Annotated in this window: 23 protein-coding genes and 1 pseudogene; 17 read left to right on the top strand and 7 right to left on the bottom strand. The window is 59.4% G+C overall.

What is annotated here, in order from left to right; genetic code table 11:
- Positions 1 to 59: 59 nt before the first annotated feature.
- The 4 genes from AB8808_RS18140 to AB8808_RS18125 all read left to right on the top strand — a co-directional run bounded on the left by AB8808_RS18140 (position 60) and on the right by AB8808_RS18125 (position 4,663).
- On the top strand, positions 60 to 830 hold the full coding sequence (locus AB8808_RS18140; protein WP_369930944.1) for a TSCPD domain-containing protein: 771 nt from the start codon (positions 60 to 62) through the stop codon (positions 828 to 830).
- A gap of 158 nt (positions 831 to 988) precedes the next feature.
- A complete protein-coding gene (locus AB8808_RS18135; protein WP_369931287.1) occupies positions 989 to 2,257 on the top strand; it encodes a DNA cytosine methyltransferase in 1,269 nt (422 codons plus the stop codon).
- Entirely contained in the window at positions 2,254 to 3,408 is a 1,155-nt protein-coding gene (locus AB8808_RS18130; RefSeq protein ID WP_369930943.1) for a PDDEXK family nuclease, read from the top strand. The genes AB8808_RS18135 and AB8808_RS18130 overlap by 4 nt, the downstream gene beginning before the upstream one ends.
- A gap of 179 nt (positions 3,409 to 3,587) precedes the next feature.
- A protein-coding gene (locus tag AB8808_RS18125; RefSeq protein ID WP_369928443.1) for an IS3 family transposase occupies positions 3,588 to 4,663 on the top strand; the annotation gives its coding sequence in 2 pieces (ribosomal slippage) (positions 3,588 to 3,846 and positions 3,846 to 4,663; 1,077 coding nt in all).
- A gap of 222 nt (positions 4,664 to 4,885) precedes the next feature.
- Here AB8808_RS18125 and AB8808_RS18120 read toward each other — a convergent pair.
- From AB8808_RS18120 to AB8808_RS18110, 3 genes are all read right to left on the bottom strand, one after another.
- On the bottom strand, positions 4,886 to 6,673 hold the full coding sequence (locus AB8808_RS18120; RefSeq protein WP_369930942.1) for an XVIPCD domain-containing protein: 1,788 nt from the start codon (positions 6,671 to 6,673) through the stop codon (positions 4,886 to 4,888).
- Between the two features lie 16 nt (positions 6,674 to 6,689).
- Positions 6,690 to 7,193, bottom strand: coding sequence for a hypothetical protein (locus tag AB8808_RS18115; protein WP_369930941.1), 504 nt, complete (start codon positions 7,191 to 7,193; stop codon positions 6,690 to 6,692).
- A 328-nt stretch (positions 7,194 to 7,521) separates the two neighbouring features.
- Complete coding sequence (locus AB8808_RS18110) at positions 7,522 to 7,806, bottom strand: hypothetical protein (protein WP_369930940.1); 285 nt, start codon at positions 7,804 to 7,806, stop codon at positions 7,522 to 7,524.
- A 47-nt stretch (positions 7,807 to 7,853) separates the two neighbouring features.
- On the opposite strand from AB8808_RS18110, the gene AB8808_RS18105 reads away from it, so the two are divergent.
- Entirely contained in the window at positions 7,854 to 8,267 is a 414-nt protein-coding gene (locus tag AB8808_RS18105) for a hypothetical protein (protein WP_369930939.1), read from the top strand.
- 262 nt (positions 8,268 to 8,529) lie between these two features.
- On the opposite strand, the gene AB8808_RS18100 is transcribed toward AB8808_RS18105, so the two are convergent.
- Positions 8,530 to 9,201 (bottom strand): hypothetical protein, encoded by a 672-nt coding sequence (locus AB8808_RS18100; RefSeq protein WP_369930937.1) that lies wholly within the window; start codon positions 9,199 to 9,201, stop codon positions 8,530 to 8,532.
- Between the two features lie 128 nt (positions 9,202 to 9,329).
- Positions 9,330 to 10,058, bottom strand: coding sequence for an HNH endonuclease (locus AB8808_RS18095; RefSeq protein ID WP_369930936.1), 729 nt, complete (start codon positions 10,056 to 10,058; stop codon positions 9,330 to 9,332).
- 170 nt (positions 10,059 to 10,228) lie between these two features.
- Here AB8808_RS18095 and AB8808_RS18090 point away from each other — a divergent pair.
- From AB8808_RS18090 to AB8808_RS18080, 3 genes and pseudogenes are all read left to right on the top strand, one after another.
- Positions 10,229 to 10,402 (top strand): annotated as a pseudogene (locus AB8808_RS18090) (IS3 family transposase); the annotation flags it as partial.
- A gap of 439 nt (positions 10,403 to 10,841) precedes the next feature.
- Positions 10,842 to 11,114: a lysozyme inhibitor LprI family protein gene (locus AB8808_RS18085; protein WP_506193232.1), complete on the top strand. Its 273-nt coding sequence runs from the start codon at positions 10,842 to 10,844 to the stop codon at positions 11,112 to 11,114.
- 143 nt (positions 11,115 to 11,257) lie between these two features.
- Positions 11,258 to 11,713 (top strand): SEL1-like repeat protein, encoded by a 456-nt coding sequence (locus tag AB8808_RS18080; protein WP_369930934.1) that lies wholly within the window; start codon positions 11,258 to 11,260, stop codon positions 11,711 to 11,713.
- Positions 11,714 to 12,181: 468 nt separating this feature from the next.
- Here AB8808_RS18080 and AB8808_RS18075 read toward each other — a convergent pair whose 3' ends face one another.
- Positions 12,182 to 12,844 (bottom strand): hypothetical protein, encoded by a 663-nt coding sequence (locus AB8808_RS18075; RefSeq protein ID WP_354514870.1) that lies wholly within the window; start codon positions 12,842 to 12,844, stop codon positions 12,182 to 12,184.
- Between the two features lie 356 nt (positions 12,845 to 13,200).
- Here AB8808_RS18075 and AB8808_RS18070 point away from each other — a divergent pair, with 356 nt between their 5' ends.
- The 3 genes from AB8808_RS18070 to AB8808_RS18060 all read left to right on the top strand — a co-directional run bounded on the left by AB8808_RS18070 (position 13,201) and on the right by AB8808_RS18060 (position 14,862).
- Positions 13,201 to 13,773 carry a hypothetical protein gene (locus AB8808_RS18070; RefSeq protein WP_369930933.1) on the top strand — a complete coding sequence of 191 codons (573 nt, stop codon included), beginning with the start codon at positions 13,201 to 13,203 and terminating at the stop codon, positions 13,771 to 13,773.
- A 151-nt stretch (positions 13,774 to 13,924) separates the two neighbouring features.
- On the top strand, positions 13,925 to 14,293 hold the full coding sequence (locus AB8808_RS18065; protein WP_369930931.1) for a hypothetical protein: 369 nt from the start codon (positions 13,925 to 13,927) through the stop codon (positions 14,291 to 14,293).
- A 44-nt stretch (positions 14,294 to 14,337) separates the two neighbouring features.
- On the top strand, positions 14,338 to 14,862 hold the full coding sequence (locus AB8808_RS18060; protein WP_369930930.1) for a hypothetical protein: 525 nt from the start codon (positions 14,338 to 14,340) through the stop codon (positions 14,860 to 14,862).
- Between the two features lie 91 nt (positions 14,863 to 14,953).
- Here the strand turns inward: AB8808_RS18060 and AB8808_RS18055 are convergent, their stop codons facing one another.
- The gene (locus tag AB8808_RS18055) at positions 14,954 to 15,340 is read right to left on the bottom strand and encodes a hypothetical protein (protein ID WP_369930929.1); all 387 of its coding nucleotides are present in this window, start codon (positions 15,338 to 15,340) and stop codon (positions 14,954 to 14,956) included.
- 238 nt (positions 15,341 to 15,578) lie between these two features.
- Between AB8808_RS18055 and AB8808_RS18050 the strand changes: the two genes are divergently transcribed.
- From AB8808_RS18050 to AB8808_RS18025, 6 genes are all read left to right on the top strand, one after another.
- A complete protein-coding gene (locus AB8808_RS18050; protein ID WP_369930928.1) occupies positions 15,579 to 16,031 on the top strand; it encodes a DUF4879 domain-containing protein in 453 nt (150 codons plus the stop codon).
- A 734-nt stretch (positions 16,032 to 16,765) separates the two neighbouring features.
- Entirely contained in the window at positions 16,766 to 18,658 is a 1,893-nt protein-coding gene (locus AB8808_RS18045; RefSeq protein WP_369930927.1) for a glycoside hydrolase family 76 protein, read from the top strand.
- 140 nt (positions 18,659 to 18,798) lie between these two features.
- On the top strand, positions 18,799 to 19,443 hold the full coding sequence (locus AB8808_RS18040; protein WP_369930926.1) for a hypothetical protein: 645 nt from the start codon (positions 18,799 to 18,801) through the stop codon (positions 19,441 to 19,443).
- Positions 19,440 to 19,991: an energy transducer TonB gene (locus AB8808_RS18035; RefSeq protein WP_369930924.1), complete on the top strand. Its 552-nt coding sequence runs from the start codon at positions 19,440 to 19,442 to the stop codon at positions 19,989 to 19,991. The genes AB8808_RS18040 and AB8808_RS18035 overlap by 4 nt, the downstream gene beginning before the upstream one ends.
- Before the next feature lie 441 nt (positions 19,992 to 20,432).
- Positions 20,433 to 20,810, top strand: a complete 378-nt coding sequence (locus AB8808_RS18030) for a hypothetical protein (protein ID WP_369930923.1) — start codon at positions 20,433 to 20,435, stop codon at positions 20,808 to 20,810.
- A gap of 156 nt (positions 20,811 to 20,966) precedes the next feature.
- Positions 20,967 to 21,422: a lysozyme inhibitor LprI family protein gene (locus tag AB8808_RS18025; protein WP_369930922.1), complete on the top strand. Its 456-nt coding sequence runs from the start codon at positions 20,967 to 20,969 to the stop codon at positions 21,420 to 21,422.
- Positions 21,423 to 21,440: the final 18 nt, after the last annotated feature.

Below are 21,440 nucleotides of genomic sequence, written 5' to 3'. Positions count from 1 at the left end.
GTAGTACCCATCCGGCCCGGCATCCATGCCGGGCCGGATAACCTGACAGAGAAGAGATCATGGCGTTCAAGATCGACAAGAAGATCAAGGGCTACAACGTCGTCAAGCCCGAGGACAAGGCCACCCCGGCCCCCGCCGCCGCGCCCGTGAAAGAGGCTGCGCCGGTCGCCGAAGTGATCCAGATGCACGAAAGCCTGGAGCGTCCGGAAACCCTGGTCGGCAACACGTACAAGATCAAGTCGCCGCTCTTCGAGCACGCGCTGTACGTGACCGTCAACGACATCGTCCTGAACGCCGGTACCCCGCACGAACAGCGTCGCCCCTTCGAGCTATTCATCAACTCGAAGAACATGGACCACTTCCAGTGGATCGTGGCGCTGACCCGAATCCTGTCCGCCGTCTTCCGCAAGGGTGGCGACGTGACGTTCATCGTCGAAGAGCTCAAGGCCGTCTTCGACCCGCGCGGCGGCTACTTCAAGGCCGGCGGCGTCTACATGCCCAGCATCGTGGCCGAGATCGGCGGCGTGGTGGAGCAGCACATGAAGTCGATCGGCCTGATCCACGACCCGGAGATGAGCGACGCGACCCGCCAGCTGATCGCGGAGAAGCGCGCCGCTTACGAGCAGGCCAACGCGCCCAAGCCGGTCGCCGCCGTCACCCCGGCCGTGGGATCCGACGATGTCGGCGATAAGCAGGGTGCCGCTGCGCACACGAATGCCTCGGGCTTCCCGGCTGGCGCGACGCTTTGTGCCAAGTGCAATACGCAGGCGCTGGTGCTGATGGATGGGTGCCAGACTTGTTTGAATTGTGGGTATTCGAAGTGCGGGTGACAGTTTTTGGTCGCGACTGCGTTTTGATTGGATAGATTGACGTGCCCGCAAGTTTTGAGTCTCTGAACGAATGTCGCCTAACAGTCGCCGACCTTTTCGAATCGGTTGACCGAGAGGTGCTGCCTACGCAATTAGCAGGACCCCTGCGCGTTGTCGACATGTTTGCAGGGGCGGGGGGGCTCTCACAGGGTTTTGCTCAAGCCGGATGTGAAATTGTTGCCGCCACAGATAATGATCCCGACGCAGCTGCAACTTTTCAGGCAAATTTCCCCAAGGCCCAGTTTATCTGCGGGGATATCCGGGACCTAGCCATACAGAAAGCATTTTTAGCATCTGCGCAGGGTGCAGAGATAGTTGTAGGTGGCCCCCCGTGCCAGGCGTTTTCTCAAGTCCGCAATCATTCAAGGCTAATTGACGACTCTAGGAATTCTCTTTACCGGGAGTTCGTCCGGGTCGTTTCCCGTCTCAAGCCGATGGCATTCCTCATGGAGAATGTCACGGGTATGGACCAGATGGGCTTCAGAGAACAAATCATCGAAGACCTGCGCTTGAGCGGCCGATACATGGTGGAGGCTCAAGTAGTCGACGCAGCAGACTTTGGTGTTCCTCAGTCGCGAAAGAGACTGTTGTTCATCGGTGTGCTGAGTCGCCTGCGTCGAAAGCCTCCGAAGCTTGTCGGATCCGGCGCTACTGCTGCTATCTCGCTGACTCGCCAAAAGGCAGCGCTTCCTTCGGAGCAATCGATGTACGACGTGTCATTGTCTGACGGATATGCATTACCTTTGCTAAATGTACTGCGTGATCCTCGCAGACTAGCAGTAGTTACTGTCGGGCAGGCGATCTCCGACTTTGCGTTTCTGCAGCCAGGAGAGCGACTCGATTCGCGCCCCGTATCCGAGCTCCCCCCGCCTGCTTCAGCCTACCAAAGAAGAATGCGAATCGGCCTAAGAGGGGTCGTACATAACGTTCAAGTGCCAAGAATGATGACGGATACTGCACTTCGGCTGGCGGGGATCCCCGCGGGAGGAAATCATCGAGATCTCGAAGATGGCCTCCTTGATAGGTATCTTTCTGACCAACGCTGGGGTCAGGCTAACGGGACCGGAAGGTTGTCACGGAAGCATTTCTATGCATATCGGCGCTTGCATCCTGGGATTTGGGCGTGGACTCTCAATACGAAGGCGGACGCTGCATATCACTATTCTTCGATTCGGTCTTTATCCGTGAGAGAGTTTGCTCGACTCCAATCTTTTCCTGATCGATTCATATTTACGACGGATGTGCGAAAAGGTTCCCTTCCTGGGCGTCATGATGGAGGAGCCGCGCATTCGAAGTATCGCCAGGTTGGCAACGCAGTTCCTCCGCTCTTGGCGCAGGCTGCAGCGGAATCATTGTGTCGAGTTCTTATTGGTGATGGCGCGCAATGATTAAAGGGCAGTTATTTTTTGAATTAGTTGCGGATGCGAAATCGCAGGCAGTCAAGGTTTCCTCAGCTTTCGGCGCAGCTAATCGGCAGAAGTTGATCCAGAGCTATTTTGAGAAGGCGCCTGCCTATGAGGCGAGCGAAGTTTGGCGACATGTGTACGCGCTCCTGCTTTGGATTGATCGCACCACTGGTTTGGCTCACTGTTATGAGAGCGATAAGTGCCAGCCAGGAAAGCCTTGGTACGGACGTTCGCTGGCGTTTCACTCGTGGCTGGCCGAACAACTTCGGATCGAGCCAACCGAAGTTTCGGAATGTATCGATCTTTTATTTAAGGAGGCGACCACTCAATTGCTTGCTGCCGCAGTCCAGGATCAAAGTGCAATGGCCGCGCGTGCAGAAAGACAGATGAGGCCATACATTGGGAAGTCATTCCCTGTGCCTGGTGAAGATCCTGAACTTGCTCAGCTGCTCGAGTCGTTGCTCGAGCCATATCTAGTAAGGTCTCCGACACCATTAGTTTGGAGTGGTATTGTTCAGCGGCTCCGCGAGCATATATCGACGGAAAACAAGAGAAAGAATCTGGTTGGTGAAGGTTTCGAGGACGTTCTTGCCTTCACTATCCGAAACGCCGTGGCCCCGTCCCTCCAGGCAGTCGTTGATCCGCGCAAGCCAATAAATGAGATTCCTGGGTTTGGAAATCGCGTTGCGGGTGACAAGGACAATAAGGTTGATTTAGTTGTTTTGATTCCGAATTCTCGTCGGACGATTTTAATCACGGCCAAGTGGAGTATTCGCGCGGATCGCGAAAGACAGTTCGCTAGCGAGTTTAGCCAGTATGTGGCATCGCGCTCTGATCAATCGCCTTTTGAATATGTTTTAGTCACTAACGAATTCGATCCTGCTCGCCTCGTACGTGCGTGCGAGCAAGTTGTGGCAAATGCACCTATGTTTCGCACAGTAGTACACATCAATCCGAACGCCCTGGCAGCAGCGTATTCTGCTCCAGTCCGAAGCCGCGAACGCTATGCGGTCAGCGACATGAAGGCAGACTACATAGTTGACAGTGAGACTTCTATGCAGCGCGTACATCGATATATTGAGTCCGGACGACTGGTTTCGCTTTCGAATTGGATAGCGTCGCTTAACGGTTAGGTGCTGAAGCGCTTCCAGCTGCTTCGTAGGCTCCAAAGCTAGCTACTTGCACAGGCCATTCTTGCACGCACCTGATATAGGACAATTTACGCTCATCTAATTAGATGGTGGCGACGTCCCCCCAAATTTGAGTAGCGCCCCGGTTTCGAGTTCAATCCCCCACAAGAAGGAGATTGGACGTGAAGAAGCGTTTTTCCGAAGAGCAGATCATCGGCTTCCTGCGCGAGGCCGAGGCAGGCATGCCGGTCAAGGACCTATGTCGCAAGCACGGCTTCAGTGAAGCCTCTTACTACCTGTGGCGAAGCAAGTTCGGCGGCATGAGCGTGCCCGAGGCCAAGCGGCTGAAGGACCTGGAGTCGGAGAACGGACGCCTTAAAAAGCTGCTTGCCGAGCAGCTTCTGGAGAACGAGGTCATCAAGGAAGCTCTGCGAAAAAAATGGTGAGCGCACCGGACCGGCGCGAGCTGGTGCGCTATCTGATCGGCCAGGAACTGAGTGAGCGCCGGTCGCTGGCGATCGCCGGCATGAGCGCAAGCGCTTACCGATACGAACCGCGGCCCGACCCCAACGTCGATCTGCGCGAGATGATCTGCGCGCTGGCCAATCGCCATAAACGCTACGGCGTCGGCATGATCTACCTGAAGCTCCGCCAGGCCGGTCAGATGGTCAATTACAAACGAGTCGAGCGCCTGTACCAGGAGGCGAACCTGCAGGTGCGCCGACGGAAACGGAAAAAGGTGCCTCCGACCGACAGGCAGCCACTGCTCCGGCCCGCGGCCGCAAACGAGGTCTGGTCCATCGATTTCGTCTTCGATCGCACCGCCGAAGGGCGCGTATTGAAGTGCCTGACGATCGTCGATGACGCCACGCATGAGGCAGTCGCCATCGAGATCGAGCGGGCGATCTCAGGCATCGGCGTAACGCGCGTCATGGACCGCCTGGCCGTCACTCGGGGCCTGCCGAAAATCATTCGCAGCGACAACGGAAAGGAGTTCTGTGGCAAGGCCATGGTCGCATGGGCACACGAGCGCGGCGTGCAGCTGCGCCTGATCGAGCCTGGCAAGCCGAATCAGAACGCCTACATCGAATCATTCAACGGAAGGCTTCGCGATGAGTGTCTCAACGAACACTGGTTTCCCAGCCTGCTGCATGCCCGAACCGAGATCGAAAACTGGCGACGGGAATACAACGAAGAGCGACCGAAGAAGGCACTCGGCGGGCTGACTCCTGCCGCTTACGCGAAACAGTTACATTAACCCCGGACTCAAATCGGACCGCTACTGAAGGCGGGGGGACGTCGCGGCCTTTGTCCCCTTTGAACGCTGCTCTGAAGGGCCAGGCCATAGTGTATGCCAATCAACACCTAGAGACCGAGACTCGAGGCGTTGCATGAATTTGAGCGAAGTTGGAAGTCTGCTGGAAGGCTGTCGAGGAGTGGTTGTAGTGGGGTCATCGCCCCTCGCTATGAGCACCGAGGGCTAACGCTGACCACCATGGCTCATCACGGGTCCCTGAGTTTGTGCCTGGTCCTGTGTCACTTGCTGGCTTTGGACTTGCTGCTGCGCCCGGGTCTGCTGAAACTGCTGCATGGCCTCGGGCCACTTCGCAGCGCTGTGCTCCATCGGCGTCATGGCTTCGGCCGTAGGCACACTGCTCTGCTTATCAAACAGGTGGTCCGTGCGACCCGGCGGAGTTTGCACCGCCCACAGTCGGCTGCCATCATCCGATATCGCGATTTGGGATACACGGTCTAGCCCGTCCGCACGGGCTTGCACAGTGGCGGCCGACGCCAATTGGTCCGTGTGCACATCGGGCGTGCGCCCCATGCTGTGGTCCAAGGCCACGACATGGCCACGCACTTGCTGAAACAGCGCGTGGTCAGGATGGCTGGCGTCGTCCAGTCGGTTGGGCGCTACCGGCACATGCTGATATTGATGCGGGCCGTCGGCCGTGTGGTCAAAGCCATGGGGCGTGGCCGGTTGCGTGCTGCTGTCGAGATACGGGACCGATTGCCTGCTCTTGCCCAAATCGAGCCCGGCCTTCTCCATCATGTCCTCATACAACCCTGCATGCGCCATGTTGATTTGCACCTGGGGCGTGACGCCATGGGGGTGGACGGCCGCGCGCTCTTCCGAGCCAATCACGGCAACGGCCCAGCCGGCGTAGTAGTTCGGGTAATCCTCGACACCACCGTGGCCCAAGCCCAAGGGGTTGCGCGTGTCCCCGGGCTGTAAGTGCGCGGCAGTCGGGCGGTCAAAATAGTTGTGCCCCATCGCGGCCACGTTCGCGGGCGTATGCGGCATGCTCAAATCGGGATTGAGCTGCACGTTGGCGTGCGGCACATAAGTGCCGTGCTGGCGCTCGATGAAGTCGGCCGTTCGCGAGGGCGCCACCTTATGCAGGTCCGCCAAGGTCACGCTGCCCTGGTCATGCTCGACTCGGCTGCGCAACGCATTCCACCCCGCAATTTGCGCGCTGGCCTCGTCCTCTCGCCCGCTTTGAATGTGTCGTTCCACGAGCGGGGTGTAGTCGTGAATGGGGCTGGGTGTGGCTGCCATCGCCCGCACATCGTTCACAAATGCGGTGCGCCCTTGGGCCGCGGTTTGCGCATTGAAGCCGTGTTGGACCTCGTGCCCAATGACAAAGGTCAAATCGTGCGGATTGTATTGACCCACACTGTTGGATCCGACGGTCATCAGCGACTCGCTGACCAAATTCATCGCGTGCCCAGGGGCGTTGAAGCTGCCCCCAACACCCGCGCCGGGAGCGGTAAAGGCGAACGACTCAAGAATGCGGTGCTGCGGTTGCAGCGGGTCGGTCGTCGTCGCCGCGCGTTTGATTTCTTCAGCCAGAGCGGGCGAATGGTTGAGCGTGCCCTGCAAATTATTGAGCATGTCCGGGCTTACCGGGTGCATGGCGCCAGCAGCATCCGGATACGACTTACCGGCAAAGTCCACGACCATCGCTTGCACCCGCAGCACTGAGTGCAGGTCCGGGCTCGACCCCGAGCCTGGGAAGGCCGAAGCGGGCAGGGTCATCGCCCGGGTCGAGGGGTCGTATTCACCCACGGGCCGGTCGGACGAGCCGGGGGCGGCCGGGACGAAGCCGTGCAATACACCGCTGCTGGCTTGCGCGTCCAACTGCTGGGTTAAACCAGGGTCAGACGATAGCGCTGCGCGCAGCGAAGCCACTTGGGCCGGGGTCACCCCGGGCTGCTGCTCAAACTGCTGAACCGCGGCATCAAGGGCGGGATGGGGCGTGGCCATGGCGAATCCTTCGCGGTCAGCGACCGTCGGCGGTTTGCAGGGAGAGCACGCAGGCGATGCCGTTGATGTCCGTGCCATCGCGCGGGGTCAGCGTCAGCACAATGTCGTTCTTGGCAAACTCAATCGCCAAAATGCTGCCAATTTCGGAGGGGACCGGCCGCTCAACCCAGCCGTGGGCGGTCAGCGTCGCGCGCAGTCGGTCCAGGGGCAATGCACACACCGGAGTGGCGTCGGCGCTCCGGTCCGGGTGGTCAAACCAAAAGCTAAAGCCATTTTTCATCGACGGCTTCGCGTCGGATTGCTGCACCCAGTAGGTCCAGCCATGCCCGAGGTCGGCACTGTGATACACCGACCAGCCCGCGCCATTTTCGGCGTCGGGGCCAAGGGTCACCCCGAAGGCTTTTCCTACCTGCGCCGGCACCAGCATCTCGGAGCTGCTCACGGTCGACAGAAACGCAAGCAGGTGCTCCGCAGCAGCCCGTGCACCGGGCAACGCGTGGGCTTCGAGGGATGACACCATGGCTTGGTCCTTAACGGGGGAGGGGGGCGCCGGCTTCGTTACGGCCGAGTCCGGCATCGCGGGGTGCGCTGGCGAAGCGCACGCGACCAAGAGGCTGGCGCCAAGGCTGGCCAGCACGGCGGCGGGGCGCATCATCGGGTCGTCATCCGTGGCTCCTTGAGTCAACCGCAGGTTGCGGCCGAGGGTCATCTTAGCGAAGCAGCAGGGGGATCGCATGATCACCCATGCACGTTTTCGGTGACAGACAGAGCAGCCCTCGGCGGGTCTTCGCCGGACCACCGGAACCGCTCGGTTGCCCGCCGCGGACCTTGAGGGTGAAGCACCGGAGCTAGGTCAGTTGTCGGGTCTGCGCCTGGTCGGTTTCCACTGAGAGCGCTTCAATGGCACTCGCGCACCCATAACCGGTGGACTGGTCCGCCTGGCTGAGGCAGTCGATGACGAGTAGGGCGGTGTGGGCGACGCCGGCTAGTCCTCCGGCACGCGCTTGCACCGCACCCCGGTCAGCGCAAACGCGGGCTTCCGCCACATCGCCGTCCAGCACAGCTTGGCTGAGAGCTATTGTGTCCTGGATGATGCTTGCCAGGTGGAGGATTGAGAATTCGTTGAGGGGCATGGTGCGGGCACGTCCTGTGAACGGCATGCGGCCATCATGGCAGACGGGTGCAGCGCGCCAAAGTCACTTCCTTAGCCTTCTCCCGCAGTCAGTCCCAGCACGACATTGCCGCCATGCGTTTGGCAGAACTTTGGGACCGCAATGAAGCGTGCGTCACGCGATACAATGTGATGCCGAAACGGCTGGCCATTGATTACGATTTGCGCCCGGATTCGTTGTTTGGGGGATATTCGACGAGAAATGTTGTTGGAGTAATGCGCGATATCATGGGTTCCGGTCTTCGGGGAGCCTACCCCTTCGAAGTCAGTTATATGTCTCAGCTACCGGGTATGCCTCAACGCATCGAATCATCACTAATCCTAGTCGACACCGTTGATGCGTTTCTCACCGAGCTGGAATCAAAACTCACTCAGGCCGAGGCCGTCATGCACGCAGCTTCGGCCGGCGAGAAAGACAGCTAAGAATGGTTGCTAAGGACTCAGGATGACTTTCTAGGTCGTCCAGGGCTTTGTCGATGACCTCATTAAGGAGCGCCAGCTTGGGCTTCCACACAGACGGGTCAGGTCGACAATGTCTCCAAGGACTGGGTTAGCGCCGGGTCCGATGCAAGCGTCGCACGCAGCTGGCTGACCTCAGCGGGGGTCACGCCGGGCTGTTGCGCAAAGTGGACGATGGCCGATTCCAGAGCCGGATTCGGGGTCGACATGGAAACCTCCTGTTTGCTCAGCGACCGTCGATGGTTTGGATGGCGTTGAAGCACTCATCGCCGTTGGGGGCCACCAGCAGATTCGACCGAAGGACCGTCAGCACGAGGTCGTTCTTGACGAACTCCACCGAATCCACGCCACCGATTTCCGAGCGGTCAAACTTTTCGGCATAGCCGTGGGCTACCAACTGTTTGCGCAGGGCATCCAGACTCAAGGCGCAAATCGGGCTCGGGTCGGCACCGTGCTTGGGATTGTAGAACCAGAAGTTGAACCCGGCTTTGAAGGCCTTCGAAGGCAGGATGACCTTCACCCCGTAATTCCACCCCGCGCCTAGGTCGGCACTGCGGTAGACGAAGGCGTCGTCTTCAGCGGTCAGTGCGCCGCCAAACTGTTTGCCCACCCGCTCAAGCGTGATGTCGGAACTCGACGACAAATGCGTCAGGAAGTCGACCAGCTGCTGCGTCGCATGGACGGCAGCCGCCGAGCGCGGAGGCGCAACGGAAGTCATGGAGGCTCCTTGGGAAGCTTTGCTGGAGGTCGATGCGGCGGCGGCTGGGCGAGCGGTTGCATAGGGGCCGCTGTGTACGGCTGATTCGTCCAGCGGGGCGGCAGGATGTCCCAATGCAGCGGCACTGGACCAAGTCAGAGCAAACAGCGCGGCACGGCGGGCATGACGCAAGAGGTTCATGGGCTCGGCATCCTCGACTCCTTGAGATCGGGCGCGGGGGCGGTCTTGGCTCAGCGCATCATAGCGGGCCGGCTGCATCACTGCATGGCGACGGGAACACGGTTTCGGAAAGGCTGGAGGGCATGCTTTCACTCGGTGTGGCCAGTGTTAAGCAGCAGTCGAAGATCGTCGATCGACACCCATCTCCCCGACCTTGAAATCAATCGGTGGATAGTTCGGTGGCAATTTGCGCACAAAAGAGAAACATCACTTATCTTTGTGATGGTAGATCCAAGTGTAGACAGCGGCACAAGATGATGGGCTTCGAATATCGCATCTTTAAGCCATCCATCTGTGCTGCCCTGAATAAGGCACGCATCGCAATGGAGTGGCCCTTTCTTCGTCCGTTCGCTAATCAATTTAGAACGGACTTTTTTGCTTCGCTCAATTCGCTTGTGCGTTCGCGTGACGATGGATCCCTCCATGAACTCTGCATCGTCTTCATCTAGGTCATGGCCGATAGGCGTAGAAGGCGCGAAAGCCTTGATGAGCTGAACTATGTCCTTGACGCGCGAACTACGGTTCTCGAAATCTTTCCAAACGCTAATATCGATAGCGGAAACATTCGAAAAGCCTTTTCCGGTCGCGATGCTCTGGAGGTTCGAAAGCTTGAATGCGACCCCCGCGGGATTACGAAAGCTGGGGGATATAGCTCGGCCTTCGTTGCCAGGCAGCCCTCTCAACGTATTCGACAGTTCGATAACTCGATGATCGCTATCGGACAGCGCTACCAATCCTGCATCGTAGAATAGGTCTAGAGCGAGAATAGTTTCATCACGTGTCCACGGCGGGTTTCGTCGTCCGTCAGTCTTTGCCATTGAATTCCCCTTCTGATGAGAAGTATCTCAACATTTGAAGGAGGGGCAAAGGGCTCGACTCGCGTGATGTCGGCAGATTTTAATTTTTTATTTAAATCATGGATATAGTGCTTTTTTTTTACCAGGCTATGCCTCGCGCATCCCGGAAAGGAATGCCGGCGCCCGCGGCCACAAACGAGGTCTGGTCCATCGATTTCTTTGACTGCACCGCCGTGGCACGCGTTCTGAAGCGCCTGACGGTCGTCGATGACGCCACGCACAAGGCAGTCGCCATCGAGATCGAGCGATCTCACGTATCGGCGTAACGTGCGTCATGGACCGCCTGGCCGCCACTCGTGGCCTGCGGGAAATCGTCCGCAGCGATTCGTTTGAACAAGTGTGCTCAGTGAGAGCTGTCAAGATTCTCAGCAGTTCACGTCAGTCGCCCCTGGTGCGCCGATTCCACCAGCTAAGGTGTGGCGATCGACGTTTCGCATCCCGTGCCTGATGTCATTGCCATCGCTGAGGTGCGGCGATACATTGGGGCATTAGGAGATGACCATGTGGTCGCATTCTAGGGAGTAGCCATGGTCGCAATCCCAATCCGATCGGCGAGGTAAACATTTGCCGAACTTAGATCGCGCGTACGTGAGACCGTCCCTGCGGATGCACAAAGCTATGCCATGTCTACTTGCAGCTTGCCTCGTGCTCGCACTCGACAGCGCTGACGCTACGAGTAGTAATCCTTCGGCAGCGGTTCTTCGATCTTCATACACATCCTGCGTCAAAGAAGCAGGCGGAGACATGGCACCTATGCAGGCGTGTATGGACGAAGAGTTTGCATATCAGGACAAGCGCCTTAACGCAGTCTATAAGCGTCTCATGGGCTCTATCGACGAGGGTGGCCAATCGAGGCTTCGAAGCGAAGAGCGCGACTGGTTGAAAGCAAAGCGTAAAGCTTGTGGCCCAGGAAAGGATCCTGGCCAGTTCCAGATGATCGACTCCTACTCTTGCGAGATTGGCTATACGGCTGATCGGGCAGAGGAGCTTGAAGGTCGAGAAAAGCTCAAAAAATAAGTGATGCGGTACTCAAGGAGAGAGCACATGAGCGACGACATTAAGTGGGTCTTGGTCCAGACGTCCGCTCATCACGAGAGCGCTATACGTTCGACCATGCCAACACCGGTACGATTCTGGAGTTCAAGCCCTGAGGACTCTCGATGAAGCATTCCCAAGCGCTACTGCCATTGGTTTTGTTGCTCGCCAGCCAGGCGGTCTCCGCGCAAAACACTTCGGAGCAGCCGGTAAACCTTAATCAGGACCTGGTTCTCACAAAGCAGCAACTGCAGAAGCTTGCGGTTGAGGCGATGCGTGGTTCGTCAGAGGCGGCGTCTAAAATCTCTGTCTTTTACGGTTTCGTGCTCATCAACCCGATGGAGGAACGGCGTTGGGCACTTATTGCTGCAGAGAATGGTGACCCCGTGGCGCAGTACAATGTCTACGAGGATTTCGTGAACAACGACACGGCGCTTGATCGCGAGCGTGCACTGTTCTGGTTGAGGAATTCAGCCAACGCCGGCTACAAGGATGCGCAGGAAAAACTAAAGCGCGTCGAGCAAGAGGGGAGGCATGCGTTGGACCCGCATGCTTTGAAATCAGGTGCGAGCGGTAAGTGAGCAAATGGTTTTGCATGACCAGAATGGCTATCGCGCGCCGGTCCTTACAACTTTGGCTTTACTCAATTCGCGACTAAGGCCTGGGTGTATCTCTAAGTGAATCGTGTCCGGATGGCTTGCACCCGCGTTCTCCGCATAGGTCCTGCCACCAAACTCCGCGATCATCGCTTGCACGCGCAGCACTGCGCCTACGTGATGGTGCGACCCCGAGAACGCGGAGCTGGGCAAGGTCATCGTGCCGGCCGTGCGGTCGTAGCTGCCTACCGGGCGATCGGGTGCGCCGGCCGCCGCGAGTGCAAAGCCGTGCAGCGCGCCGCTCGCCGCTTGCGTATCCAGGCGCTGGCTCACATTGGGGTCGGCGGACAAGGCAGCGCGAAGGGCCGAAACGTCGGCCGGGCTGTTGTGCAAACTGCTAGATGGCCGCATCGAGGGCTAGGTGGGGCGTTGCCATGGGCAATCCATAGTCGGTCAGTGGCCGTCGGTGGTCTGAATGGCGAGCACGCAGGCGGTGCCATTAACGTCCGTGCCGTCCCGCGGGGTCAGGGTCAGCACCACATCGCCTTTGCTGAACTCCACAGCCAGGATGCTGCCGATTTCTGAGGGCACTGGTCGCTCGACCCAACCGTGCGCGGTCAGTGTGCTGCGCAGCCGGTCCAGAGGTAATGCGCACACCGGAGTGGCATCGGCCGTCCGGTCGGGATGGTCGAACCAGAAGCGGAAACCGTTTTTCATCGAGGGCCGGGCATTGGACTGTTGCACCCAATACATCCATCCCTGGCCCAGGTCCGGACTGTGATAGACCGTCCAGCCCGCGCCATTTTCGGAGTCGGGGCCGAGCGTGACGCCGAAGGCCTGGCCCAACGGTGCTGGCTTGAGCCTTTCGGTGCTGTCCAACGTCGACAGGAAGCCCAACAGGTGAGCAACCGCCGCGCGCGCCCCGGGCAGCGCGTGGGCTTCGAGGGAAGACGGCGTGGAATGATCCTGGGTGGTGGGAGGGGGCGCGGCATTGGTCTGCGCCGAGAGGCAGGCAGGCGTGGCGCAGGCGACCAAGAGGGCGGCGCAAAGGCTGGCCATCGCGGCGGCAGGGCGCATCATCGGGTCGGCATCCGTGGCTCCTTGGGATTTTGCCATACCATTTCGGTAGCAGGGGTTATCTTAGCCATGCGGGAGTGCCCCCGCGTGGGGACGAATGCAAGGTTTTGGTGGACGAGTGGCTGCCTTCAGCGGGTCGCTGCCGAGTCACGAAGAAAGCCACGTGACCCGACTACGGTCTGCATGGACACATTCAAGCCGCCGAAGATATCGAGGCTCATATGGATCAGAAAAGTGAATACACGCTATCGCTTCGAATCGAAGGTGAATCGATTGATTTCGGAGAGATAGACGAAGGGTTGGGTATAGTGGGCTCTCGGATACTCGTCGATAGGCCGTCAACGCGTTTCCGGGCTAGGCAGAACTACCGGCGATGGGAGGCAGAGGCTTCCCGCTTGGGTGTCAGGTTTTTCGACAACATCAATGACGCCTTCTCCGCACTGGATTGCGCCCGCCTCGCTTCGGGGGTCGCGGATTTGGCTCTGTATGAGGGCGGTAAGGTTTACTGGTGGTGCGGATGCTTTCATGGCGTCACGCCAGCACATACATTGATGCCAAGAGAACTGTTGGGAATTCTCGGAAGAGCCAGGGCTCCAGTTATTCTGGACACCTATTTTTCCCCGGAATCTACCTGCGTCGCCGCGGTATCAGACGTCGAAGACATCGGCGAGCAATTGATCGATGACTTTGGGCACCGATACCGGTTCACACTGACAGATAGTGAACTACCGCCGCCCATTGGTAGTTGGGGAAGCTATTTCGACGATTTTACTGAAGGACTTGAGTCGGTGCTCGGTGGTCTTGCTGACGTGGAGTGCGACGAGGCGCTTCTGCGCGGCGCGGTCAGGCGAATCGTGTGCGAGCATACGCAACATGCGTTTGATGGCGGACCGCAGCTAAGTGCGGAGCAGTCGCTCGCAATTGCTTCGCGGGGCCTGGATCTTGAGATCGTATGGATAAATGACTGAGATGAACGCCATGGCTTGCCCGGCTCATCCAGGGCAGACGTATTGTTTGGCCGGGAGTAGCAGTCAATCGCAGTATTGATCGCACGGCTTGTGTAGGAGAGCGGCGGTTCAGTAGCCGGCTTGTGCGGCTGATTACGCGGAGGATTGATTAATGCAAAGACGTCTCATGTTCGTGACCAAGGTCTGCTCCGTTCTCGCGGTGGCATGCTTGGTCGCCTGGATATCTTATTGGGCCGGCTTCGCTCAGGCCTTGCAGATAGGCCAGTACAACAATCAAATTCACGACGATGCACAGGCGAACGAATACGACTATCTCGCGAAGAAACTCGCTGCTGGAAAGCTCGACGACGTCGCATCTCACCTGAAAACGGTAAGTGGCATTCTCAAGCAGCAGGTCTCTGTAGAGGGGAGCGAGCGTCTTACGCTTATGGATCTGCTCGTTCCTGGGTCTGGCATGTCCTTAGTGCGTGATTACAATGAACGTCGGGCCGGTGACGCCTTAGATGCCCAGCGGCATTAGATCGTTCGGTAATGGAGTTTTTCGGAAGCACGCCGCCAAGCAGCATGTCTGAGACAGCAACCTTCAGATACGGAAAACTCTTGTGGCTGGCCTCTGTGCTTTCGGTGGCTCTACTCGCCATGGCTGCCTATGCTTTCTTCAAGGCCGCCATGGTATTCACTTCCGGCGATCTGATCTATTTCTTGGTGGGTATTCCTTTTGTCATTGCATTTGTGACGTTTCCGATGTTCGCTTACCAAGATGTCGTGGTTTCTTCTAAAGGTATTGGTCGATCGTTCTTCGGCGTCCCGAACGGATTCGTCTCATGGGGCCAGATCACAAGCGTGCGCTGCGGGGTCCTCTCCGCAGGTGATCGATCCGTCAGTAGCTACCATCTCCGTGTGGGTAATCGAGCGATATTCGGCGGTGTGCGAGTCATGACGATGATCGATGATGTCGACGTGTTGGTTGCGAGAATTGACGCAGAGGTATCGAGGCGGACGATTTCGATCACAGCCTGGGATGTCGATACGCTGGTCACGTTGGATCGACTGCCTCCCCCGAAAAAGGGGGCGGCAGCTTGGAACTGAGCACCATGCGACTGGGTTGCTGGAATCCCATGATTTGCATGCGACCACCATACGCAGCGTATTCTGCTTGGTGTATCAACGGCACCGACGTTCATGCCTTCAAATCCAACCCAATAGCCTTCCCGTCTAGGCCCATCATGATATCCAGCACGCGCTGGTGCCTATCCGCCTCTTCGATCCGTCCCACCGGTCGCGTAAAGGCAATCACTTCTTTAAGCCAGTCATAGGAGATCCGGGCTGGCATGGCTCTCGTCTCCTCGTATGAGCCGATGCCGATCGGTCCAGGAAACGTAAGGCTTAAGTCCGTGGCTTCGTCAGCGGATATTTTTCCGGACTTGATGAGCACGCTGAGCGTGTCGTAGAACTCGCCAACGGTCATCTTCTGGAAGTCGAGTTTTTTTACGGATTGAGTGTCGTTCAGATTCTGAGGCTCGGATATTGGCGCTGTGCTTTGTGTAAAGCGCTGTTCTGTTTTCATGAGAGGTGTCGGTGTTCCAGAGGGATAAGAAATATGCACGACGGTTCCTTGGCGCTAGTGTTTGGTCTAGCTCGCCCTGCAAACAAAGTGCCTTTTTGCGCGGGCGTGGCAAGAGCGCGTAGAAGGACTACACGTTTTTAAGCGGTAAGGAAGCTCGACAAAGCTCGCCAGCGGCATATAGGCAGTACTGCGTCATCTACGTTTGTCAGGCAGCACATCGCCTGCATCAGGAGAACGTATGAAACGCATCTATCTGTTCGCAGCGTCGCTGGCCTTCGGCGCGCCGATTGTCGTCGCATCGGCACAGTCCTTCGGCTCCGGCACCGCGCCGCCTGTATCCGAGGTCATCGTGACGGCTGTGCAGTCGTCGATTGGCGGGGCCGAAACGACCAGCGGCGCAACCTCGACCCGTATGCATCACGGGGGCTCGTTCGTTCGAATCACGACGCTCGAAAAAGGCATAGGCCAAGCCGTCGCAACGATGAACGGCGCGCAGCTACAGGAGTTGAGGGTGACCAACGTCTGCACCCAAGCCGCTGGCTACTGGACACCTTGCAGGAATGGTCAGACGGTGCAGGGTCGCCTGCGTGTATGGGATGCGACTGGCAAGGGGAACGGAAGCTTCGTCATCCGCGTAACGTCATCCAACTGGCCGCGCAATACGGTCACCAAGATGCACAGCATCCAGTGATCTTTGATTTAATCCATCGAAGCGGAAGCTGAGCAAAGGGTCGCGGCCGATGCGCTGATGGCCTCGGCCGCGATCCCTCGCTATCGCTAAAGGGTTGATGCGGGCCTCATCTGGTGGTTTCGCCGCTCGCTCATCGCGGCGTGCATTGATATCTGGCTACGACATTCGTCTGATCGATCGACTGCTCTTTTCCCGCAGAAAATACCGGGCTCGACGTGGAGCTGAGCTCCAGCGCCGGACCATCGCATGCTTCCACGGCGCGTTGGTCACACGCTTCAAGTTGATGAAATTGTGCGTAAGCCATGCAACTGACCACCACCACCCCGGTAGCATCCGGATGAGGCTTCGGAAACAACTCGGCGCAGCCAGTCGCGGCCATCACGCTCACGCCCATCAACACCCATCGACGAAGCCTCATTCCCTGCTATCCCCTTGTCCCGACTCAGCCGCAGCCCCCTGGCCACCCGGCAGCCGGTATGTAATCCGGTCGAGATAGCCGGCGCAAGCCCTGCACCGGCTTCGTCCCCTTGACCCAGTTCTCACTCCCCACCACCCCAACCCTGCAACACTCCCCACACTCGCAACCGCCGTCCACCCGCTCCACGCTCCAGACCAACGGCCCCTTGCGTGCATGTGTCCCGCCGGATCACCGCCCACGGTCCGGCGTTGAGCGGGGTTTGGGGGAGGGGAGCCTCCATGGCCCTTCGTGGGTATCCAGAGGAGCGTTTTTCATCATGCGAGTGCATACCCTGCTGGCAGCCGCCAGCCTGACGGCCTTGGCCGTCGTTTCTCCCACCTCGGCCACCGATCGTCCCCACCTGGCCGATCCCCAATCGGATGGCCCCACCGCCGTCGCCCGTGCCCGCGTCGCGGCGGACGTACTGCTGGCCTCGTACGATCCCGACAAGGCCTGGTTCCCCGCCAGCTGGTGGAACTCCGCCGTCGCCCTGCAGACCATCGGCGACTACATGCAACGCACCGGTGACCGCCGTTACCTCGGCCAGCTGGACAACACCTTCGAGAAGGACAAGGGTGCTTTCCCCGCCGGCGTGCTCTCGGGCGATCCGCTGCTCGGCAACTTCACCAGCCGCGCCATCGACGACTCGGAGTGGTGGGGCCTCACCTGGCTGCAGGCCTACGACCTGACCCGCGATCCCAAGTACCTGGACATGGCGGTCACCATTGCCGACTACGTCAACGGCTACTGGGATACCTCCACCTGCGGCGGTGGCGTCTGGTGGGATGGCGAGCGCACCTACAAGAACGCGGTGACCAACGGCCTGTGGATTCGTCTCACCGCGGAACTGCACAATCGCATTCCGGGTGACACGCTATGGCTGGGACGCTCGCGCGCCGCGTGGTCATGGTTCCAGGGCAGCGGCATGGTCAACGCCGATGGCCTGGTTAACGACGGCCTCACCAACGCCTGCACCAACAACGGCCAAACCGTGTGGAGCTACAACCAGGGCATGCTGATCGGTGGCGGCCTGGAACTGTGGCGCGCCACCGGCGACCCCGCCATCCTCGCCAGCGTGCGCCGTCTCGCGGATGCCGCCATCGGCCCGAACGGGCTGGTCACCGACGGCATCCTGTCCGAGCGTTGCGACGCCGCCGACCAGACCTGCGACGACAACGGCAAGCAGTTCAAGGGCATCTTCACCCGCTACTGGACTGACCTGGTCGACACCACCCACGACCGCCGCTACGCGACTTTCCTCGATCGACAGGCCGACAGCGTGTGGGACAACGATCGCGATGCCGCAGGCCGGCTGGGCACCCGCTGGTCCGGCGCCACCAGTGATAGCCATCCCAACGTGTTCGACTGGCGTACGCAGGCCAGCGGCCTCAGTGCCCTGCTTGGCGATATCCCCGCCACGCTGCCGCACGAATCGCTGGCGGCCACGCTGTCGCCGGCCCAGCCGGTCATCATGCCCTCGGCATCGGGCCTCACCTCGGTGGCGCTCGACCTCGGCATCTCCGCCACCGGCGTGCTGCCTGTGCAGGCATTGACCGTAATCGATATCCCCGCAGGATGGCGCACCACGCCACGTGCCGCCCGTCTCCCCCTGCAACCCCGCGGCAACGCAACACCCGTGTACGGCAACGTTCCCTTGCAGCTCACGGTGCCGTACACGGCGACCGACGGGCACCATGCCGTCACCGCCAACGTCATGGCCGCCGGCCTGGGCTTCAGCACGCAGGCCGACGTGCTGGTGGCGCACGCGATCGACTTCGACACGGGGACGGTGGACGAGAAGCCGTGGCTGGTCGATGCCGGCGGCTCGCAGAGTAACGGCGTGCAGAACCGCTTCGCCGACGGCAATGCGCACTTCACCTATCGGTTCCCGTTCCCGGCCGATACCACGTCCGCCCACGTCACCCTGACCATCGACGCCGAGTACCTGGTGCAGGTCAGCCTCGACAATGCGCACTGGACCACCGTGTTGCAGGAAGAGCGCCCGATCACCGACGGCTCCAACAAGGCCGACCACCGCATCGACCTGACGCCGTACCTCGGCCAGGCCAGCAACGGCTCACGGCCGATCTATCTCAAGGTGTCGGACTCGTTCCCCCATGACGGCTGGGGCGGACGCGTGTACCACGTGGCGGCCACGATCGTGCAGTAGCGGTACGGGCACCTCTGCCCCTGCGTGAGCGGCGGCGGAGGTGCCTTCTTATGTTGCGGCCACAGGACAGGGCATACGGCAGATAAAGCCGGAGGGATCGGATATCGTTCGCGCTACCACCCCGATCGAGGCCAGGCACGATGCGTTTCCCCATTCCGCTCGCGATGCTTGTCGCCTGCCTCATCGCCCAGGCCGCCACAGCCCGTGACCTCGGCGTCACACCCCTCACGGGCGAGCAGCGCGACGACGTCGCCAGCTACTACGACAACGGCAGCCAGATGCTCAAGGCACTGGCTTATCCGGATGCTTACAACAACCTGCGCATGCTGGCTTTCGGCGGAAACCGCAACGGTCCGACGATCGACGGCAAAAGCTATGTCTCGCTGCACGCCTACGGTTTCATCGAAGACCACGGCGGCTATCTCGCCAAGTGGGAGATCAAGGACACCAACGGCGGCCCGCTCTGCGGCATCCAGCCACTGACGTCACTGGTCGATGTGATTGATGCGGGTGACGGCAATGCCTTGGTGGTGGTGCCGTACTGGATCGACTGCGACGGCCTCGATCCGGCCACGGTGAAACTGATCACCGTGTACAAGGACACGAAGTACGCGATCCGCGGCAACCTTCCGCGGCAACCGGGTGACGAGAGCACGCGTGTGCCGGGCGACAACTTCAAGGCATTGCCGGAGGCAGTGCAGAAAACGGCGATGGCGTATTACGACAAGGTCGAGGCGGCGGCGAAGAAGGCTTCCGGATGGACCGATCCGGAGGCGTCACGATGAAGCGGCGTGCGCTGTCTCGTCTTCCTACCCAAGTCATGTTGGGTTGGATCGCTTTTTCTTGCCTTGTTCTTCAGGGTTGTCACGCCGCGAAGCCTGAAGTGGCCATCGCATCGCATGACGACCACCACGGCGCCGTCAGCTACACGCTGGCGCCGGCCGCAGCATCGCAGCAATTAAGATTGAAGCGAAGCGAGCACGCCTTCGGTGCCGAGCCACTGGCCCACGAGGCACCGGGTTATCCCGCAACACTGATCCCGCGAAACCTTCCGCCCCAAGTGGTGCAGGTCAAGGCAATCATTGACGAAACCGGGCACGTCACCGAAGTCAGGGATACGGACATGTCCAGCGATCCGGATCATGCCATCTTCGTAGCCGCATGCCGGGAGGCGTTATTGCGCTGGACGTACTCGCCGATGACAGTGGTCCAGGAGTTCGACGATGGCAAGGGCAACATCAGTCAGGTGCGGAAGAACGCGGCCTTCAGCCTGGACTATGTTTTCCACTTTGCGTTGCTTGACGGTCGTCCCGCGGTGACGGAAGGGAAATAGCCCCTTTTCTCATCCCCGCGACTACAGACAACCGCAAGTTGATTTGTTACGTTCGTCACGTCGCCTGCGCCGGGTTCCACACGCACCGCAGGCGACCACCGCATCAAGCGGTGAAGCGCGGCCCAAGGGTGCTACCAACACCCCTGGACCGCTGACCATAGCCAACTGAATAGAGAGTTGATCATGGCTGACACCGATCATACGGTACTCGCTCGCCCGCCGAATCCCCCCGGCGACACACCCACCGGTTACCGGGCGGTCTGCCTCCCTCGCAGATACGGTTGAAGAACCGCGGCGCCTGCCGTTGGAGTTGAGATTTTTCCCTGCCGAAGCACGCGGCGCGTTATGGCGTGAGCGGCAGAAAGGCGAGCGCCGCTACACACGTCGTCAATCACACCGTCCGGCGCCCGGTCACGGGCAGCCGTGAACCCGCGAATCCGCATGATCCGCGGCACAACCGGTCTTTCGACGGGTGTGCCGCACCTGTGCAGCGCGGTCGACGGTCAACAGGAGTACGCGATGACCCCTTCGAACGAGCATCCGACACCGGACCGGATGTGCTACCACGCCGACCCGGAAGCGACCGCCCATGCGCTGTTGAACGAGGCCACCGAGTGGTTGCAATTTGCGCGCGGGCTGACCGGACTACTAGCCGACCTGATCCACGAGGCCGATACCGTGGATTGCAAGCGCATGGCCTTGGGTCTGGAAGCCATTGGCGCACTGACGAACATGGGCGTGCAGTGCGCGGCGCAGGCGCATGTGCGGATGTGTTGGGGGCAGGCGAGGGAGCAGAAGATACCTTCAGGCGATGTATGAGAGTCATCTCATTTCAGGCGTGCGGGCATCGTATATCGTGGAAGTGCGTCGCTTGTAACGGCAGTGCAGGCTTTTCTAAGCTTCGCGACTTGATCGAATACCCAAGCATGTGGGTACGTGGTCGTCTTGCTATCGAGGCAACTGAGGAATTCATTCGTGTCGACGGTTATTGCGATGTTTCCTGCCAGAAAGAGAATGTTTTTTTGGTTGCTTTTGACGGGCCTTTCTACTTCGGCGTGCGCCGAAGACATTTACCCTGCTGATGCCGAGGACATTCAGGCGTCTAGCGAGGCCATAGGTCTGAGGCAGCCCTACATCGATTGCGTGGGAGGTGGCGCGATGACCACGGCTGCCATCCTCCAATGTGCGCATAAAGAGTTTTCGTATCAGGATGATCGACTCAATCGAAACTACAAAATGGCGATGTCTAGACTGTCACAAGATGGAAAGACAAAACTTCGAACAGAAGAGAGGCAGTGGCTTGGGGAGCTGAGGAGGCGTTGTGATTTTCCCGAGGACGGGGGAACTGCGCATCAAATAGTTTCCGCAGATTGTGAGGTCGAGGAAACGGCTAAGCGAGCCGCTGATTTGGGGCGGTTGATTCGACGCTAGATGGGCGGAGGTAGCCAC

It is taken from the genome of Xanthomonas sp. NCPPB 2632 (genome assembly GCF_041228075.2).
In the GTDB taxonomy this organism is placed as follows: Bacteria; Pseudomonadota; Gammaproteobacteria; order Xanthomonadales; family Rhodanobacteraceae; genus Luteibacter.
Note: the sequence above shows the minus strand (reverse complement) of the source record. Positions and strands in the feature narration are given on the sequence as shown.

Excerpts from the sequence above, each read along its gene's own strand:
- AB8808_RS18140 (WP_369930944.1), top strand. The coding sequence starts at position 60 with ATGGCGTTCAAGATCGACAAGAAGATCAAGGGCTACAACGTCGTCAAG.
- AB8808_RS18135 (WP_369931287.1), top strand. The coding sequence starts at position 989 with ATGTTTGCAGGGGCGGGGGGGCTCTCACAGGGTTTTGCTCAAGCCGGA.
- AB8808_RS18130 (WP_369930943.1), top strand. The coding sequence starts at position 2,254 with ATGATTAAAGGGCAGTTATTTTTTGAATTAGTTGCGGATGCGAAATCG.
- AB8808_RS18120 (WP_369930942.1), bottom strand. The coding sequence starts at position 6,673 with ATGGCCACGCCCCATCCCGCCCTTGATGCCGCGGTTCAGCAGTTTGAG.
- AB8808_RS18115 (WP_369930941.1), bottom strand. The coding sequence starts at position 7,193 with ATGGTGTCATCCCTCGAAGCCCACGCGTTGCCCGGTGCACGGGCTGCT.
- AB8808_RS18110 (WP_369930940.1), bottom strand. The coding sequence starts at position 7,806 with ATGCCCCTCAACGAATTCTCAATCCTCCACCTGGCAAGCATCATCCAG.
- AB8808_RS18100 (WP_369930937.1), bottom strand. The coding sequence starts at position 9,201 with ATGAACCTCTTGCGTCATGCCCGCCGTGCCGCGCTGTTTGCTCTGACT.
- AB8808_RS18095 (WP_369930936.1), bottom strand. The coding sequence starts at position 10,058 with ATGGCAAAGACTGACGGACGACGAAACCCGCCGTGGACACGTGATGAA.
- AB8808_RS18085 (WP_506193232.1), top strand. The coding sequence starts at position 10,842 with ATGGCACCTATGCAGGCGTGTATGGACGAAGAGTTTGCATATCAGGAC.
- AB8808_RS18080 (WP_369930934.1), top strand. The coding sequence starts at position 11,258 with ATGAAGCATTCCCAAGCGCTACTGCCATTGGTTTTGTTGCTCGCCAGC.
- AB8808_RS18075 (WP_354514870.1), bottom strand. The coding sequence starts at position 12,844 with ATGGCAAAATCCCAAGGAGCCACGGATGCCGACCCGATGATGCGCCCT.
- AB8808_RS18065 (WP_369930931.1), top strand. The coding sequence starts at position 13,925 with ATGCAAAGACGTCTCATGTTCGTGACCAAGGTCTGCTCCGTTCTCGCG.
- AB8808_RS18060 (WP_369930930.1), top strand. The coding sequence starts at position 14,338 with ATGTCTGAGACAGCAACCTTCAGATACGGAAAACTCTTGTGGCTGGCC.
- AB8808_RS18055 (WP_369930929.1), bottom strand. The coding sequence starts at position 15,340 with ATGAAAACAGAACAGCGCTTTACACAAAGCACAGCGCCAATATCCGAG.
- AB8808_RS18050 (WP_369930928.1), top strand. The coding sequence starts at position 15,579 with ATGAAACGCATCTATCTGTTCGCAGCGTCGCTGGCCTTCGGCGCGCCG.
- AB8808_RS18045 (WP_369930927.1), top strand. The coding sequence starts at position 16,766 with ATGCGAGTGCATACCCTGCTGGCAGCCGCCAGCCTGACGGCCTTGGCC.
- AB8808_RS18040 (WP_369930926.1), top strand. The coding sequence starts at position 18,799 with ATGCGTTTCCCCATTCCGCTCGCGATGCTTGTCGCCTGCCTCATCGCC.
- AB8808_RS18035 (WP_369930924.1), top strand. The coding sequence starts at position 19,440 with ATGAAGCGGCGTGCGCTGTCTCGTCTTCCTACCCAAGTCATGTTGGGT.
- AB8808_RS18030 (WP_369930923.1), top strand. The coding sequence starts at position 20,433 with ATGATCCGCGGCACAACCGGTCTTTCGACGGGTGTGCCGCACCTGTGC.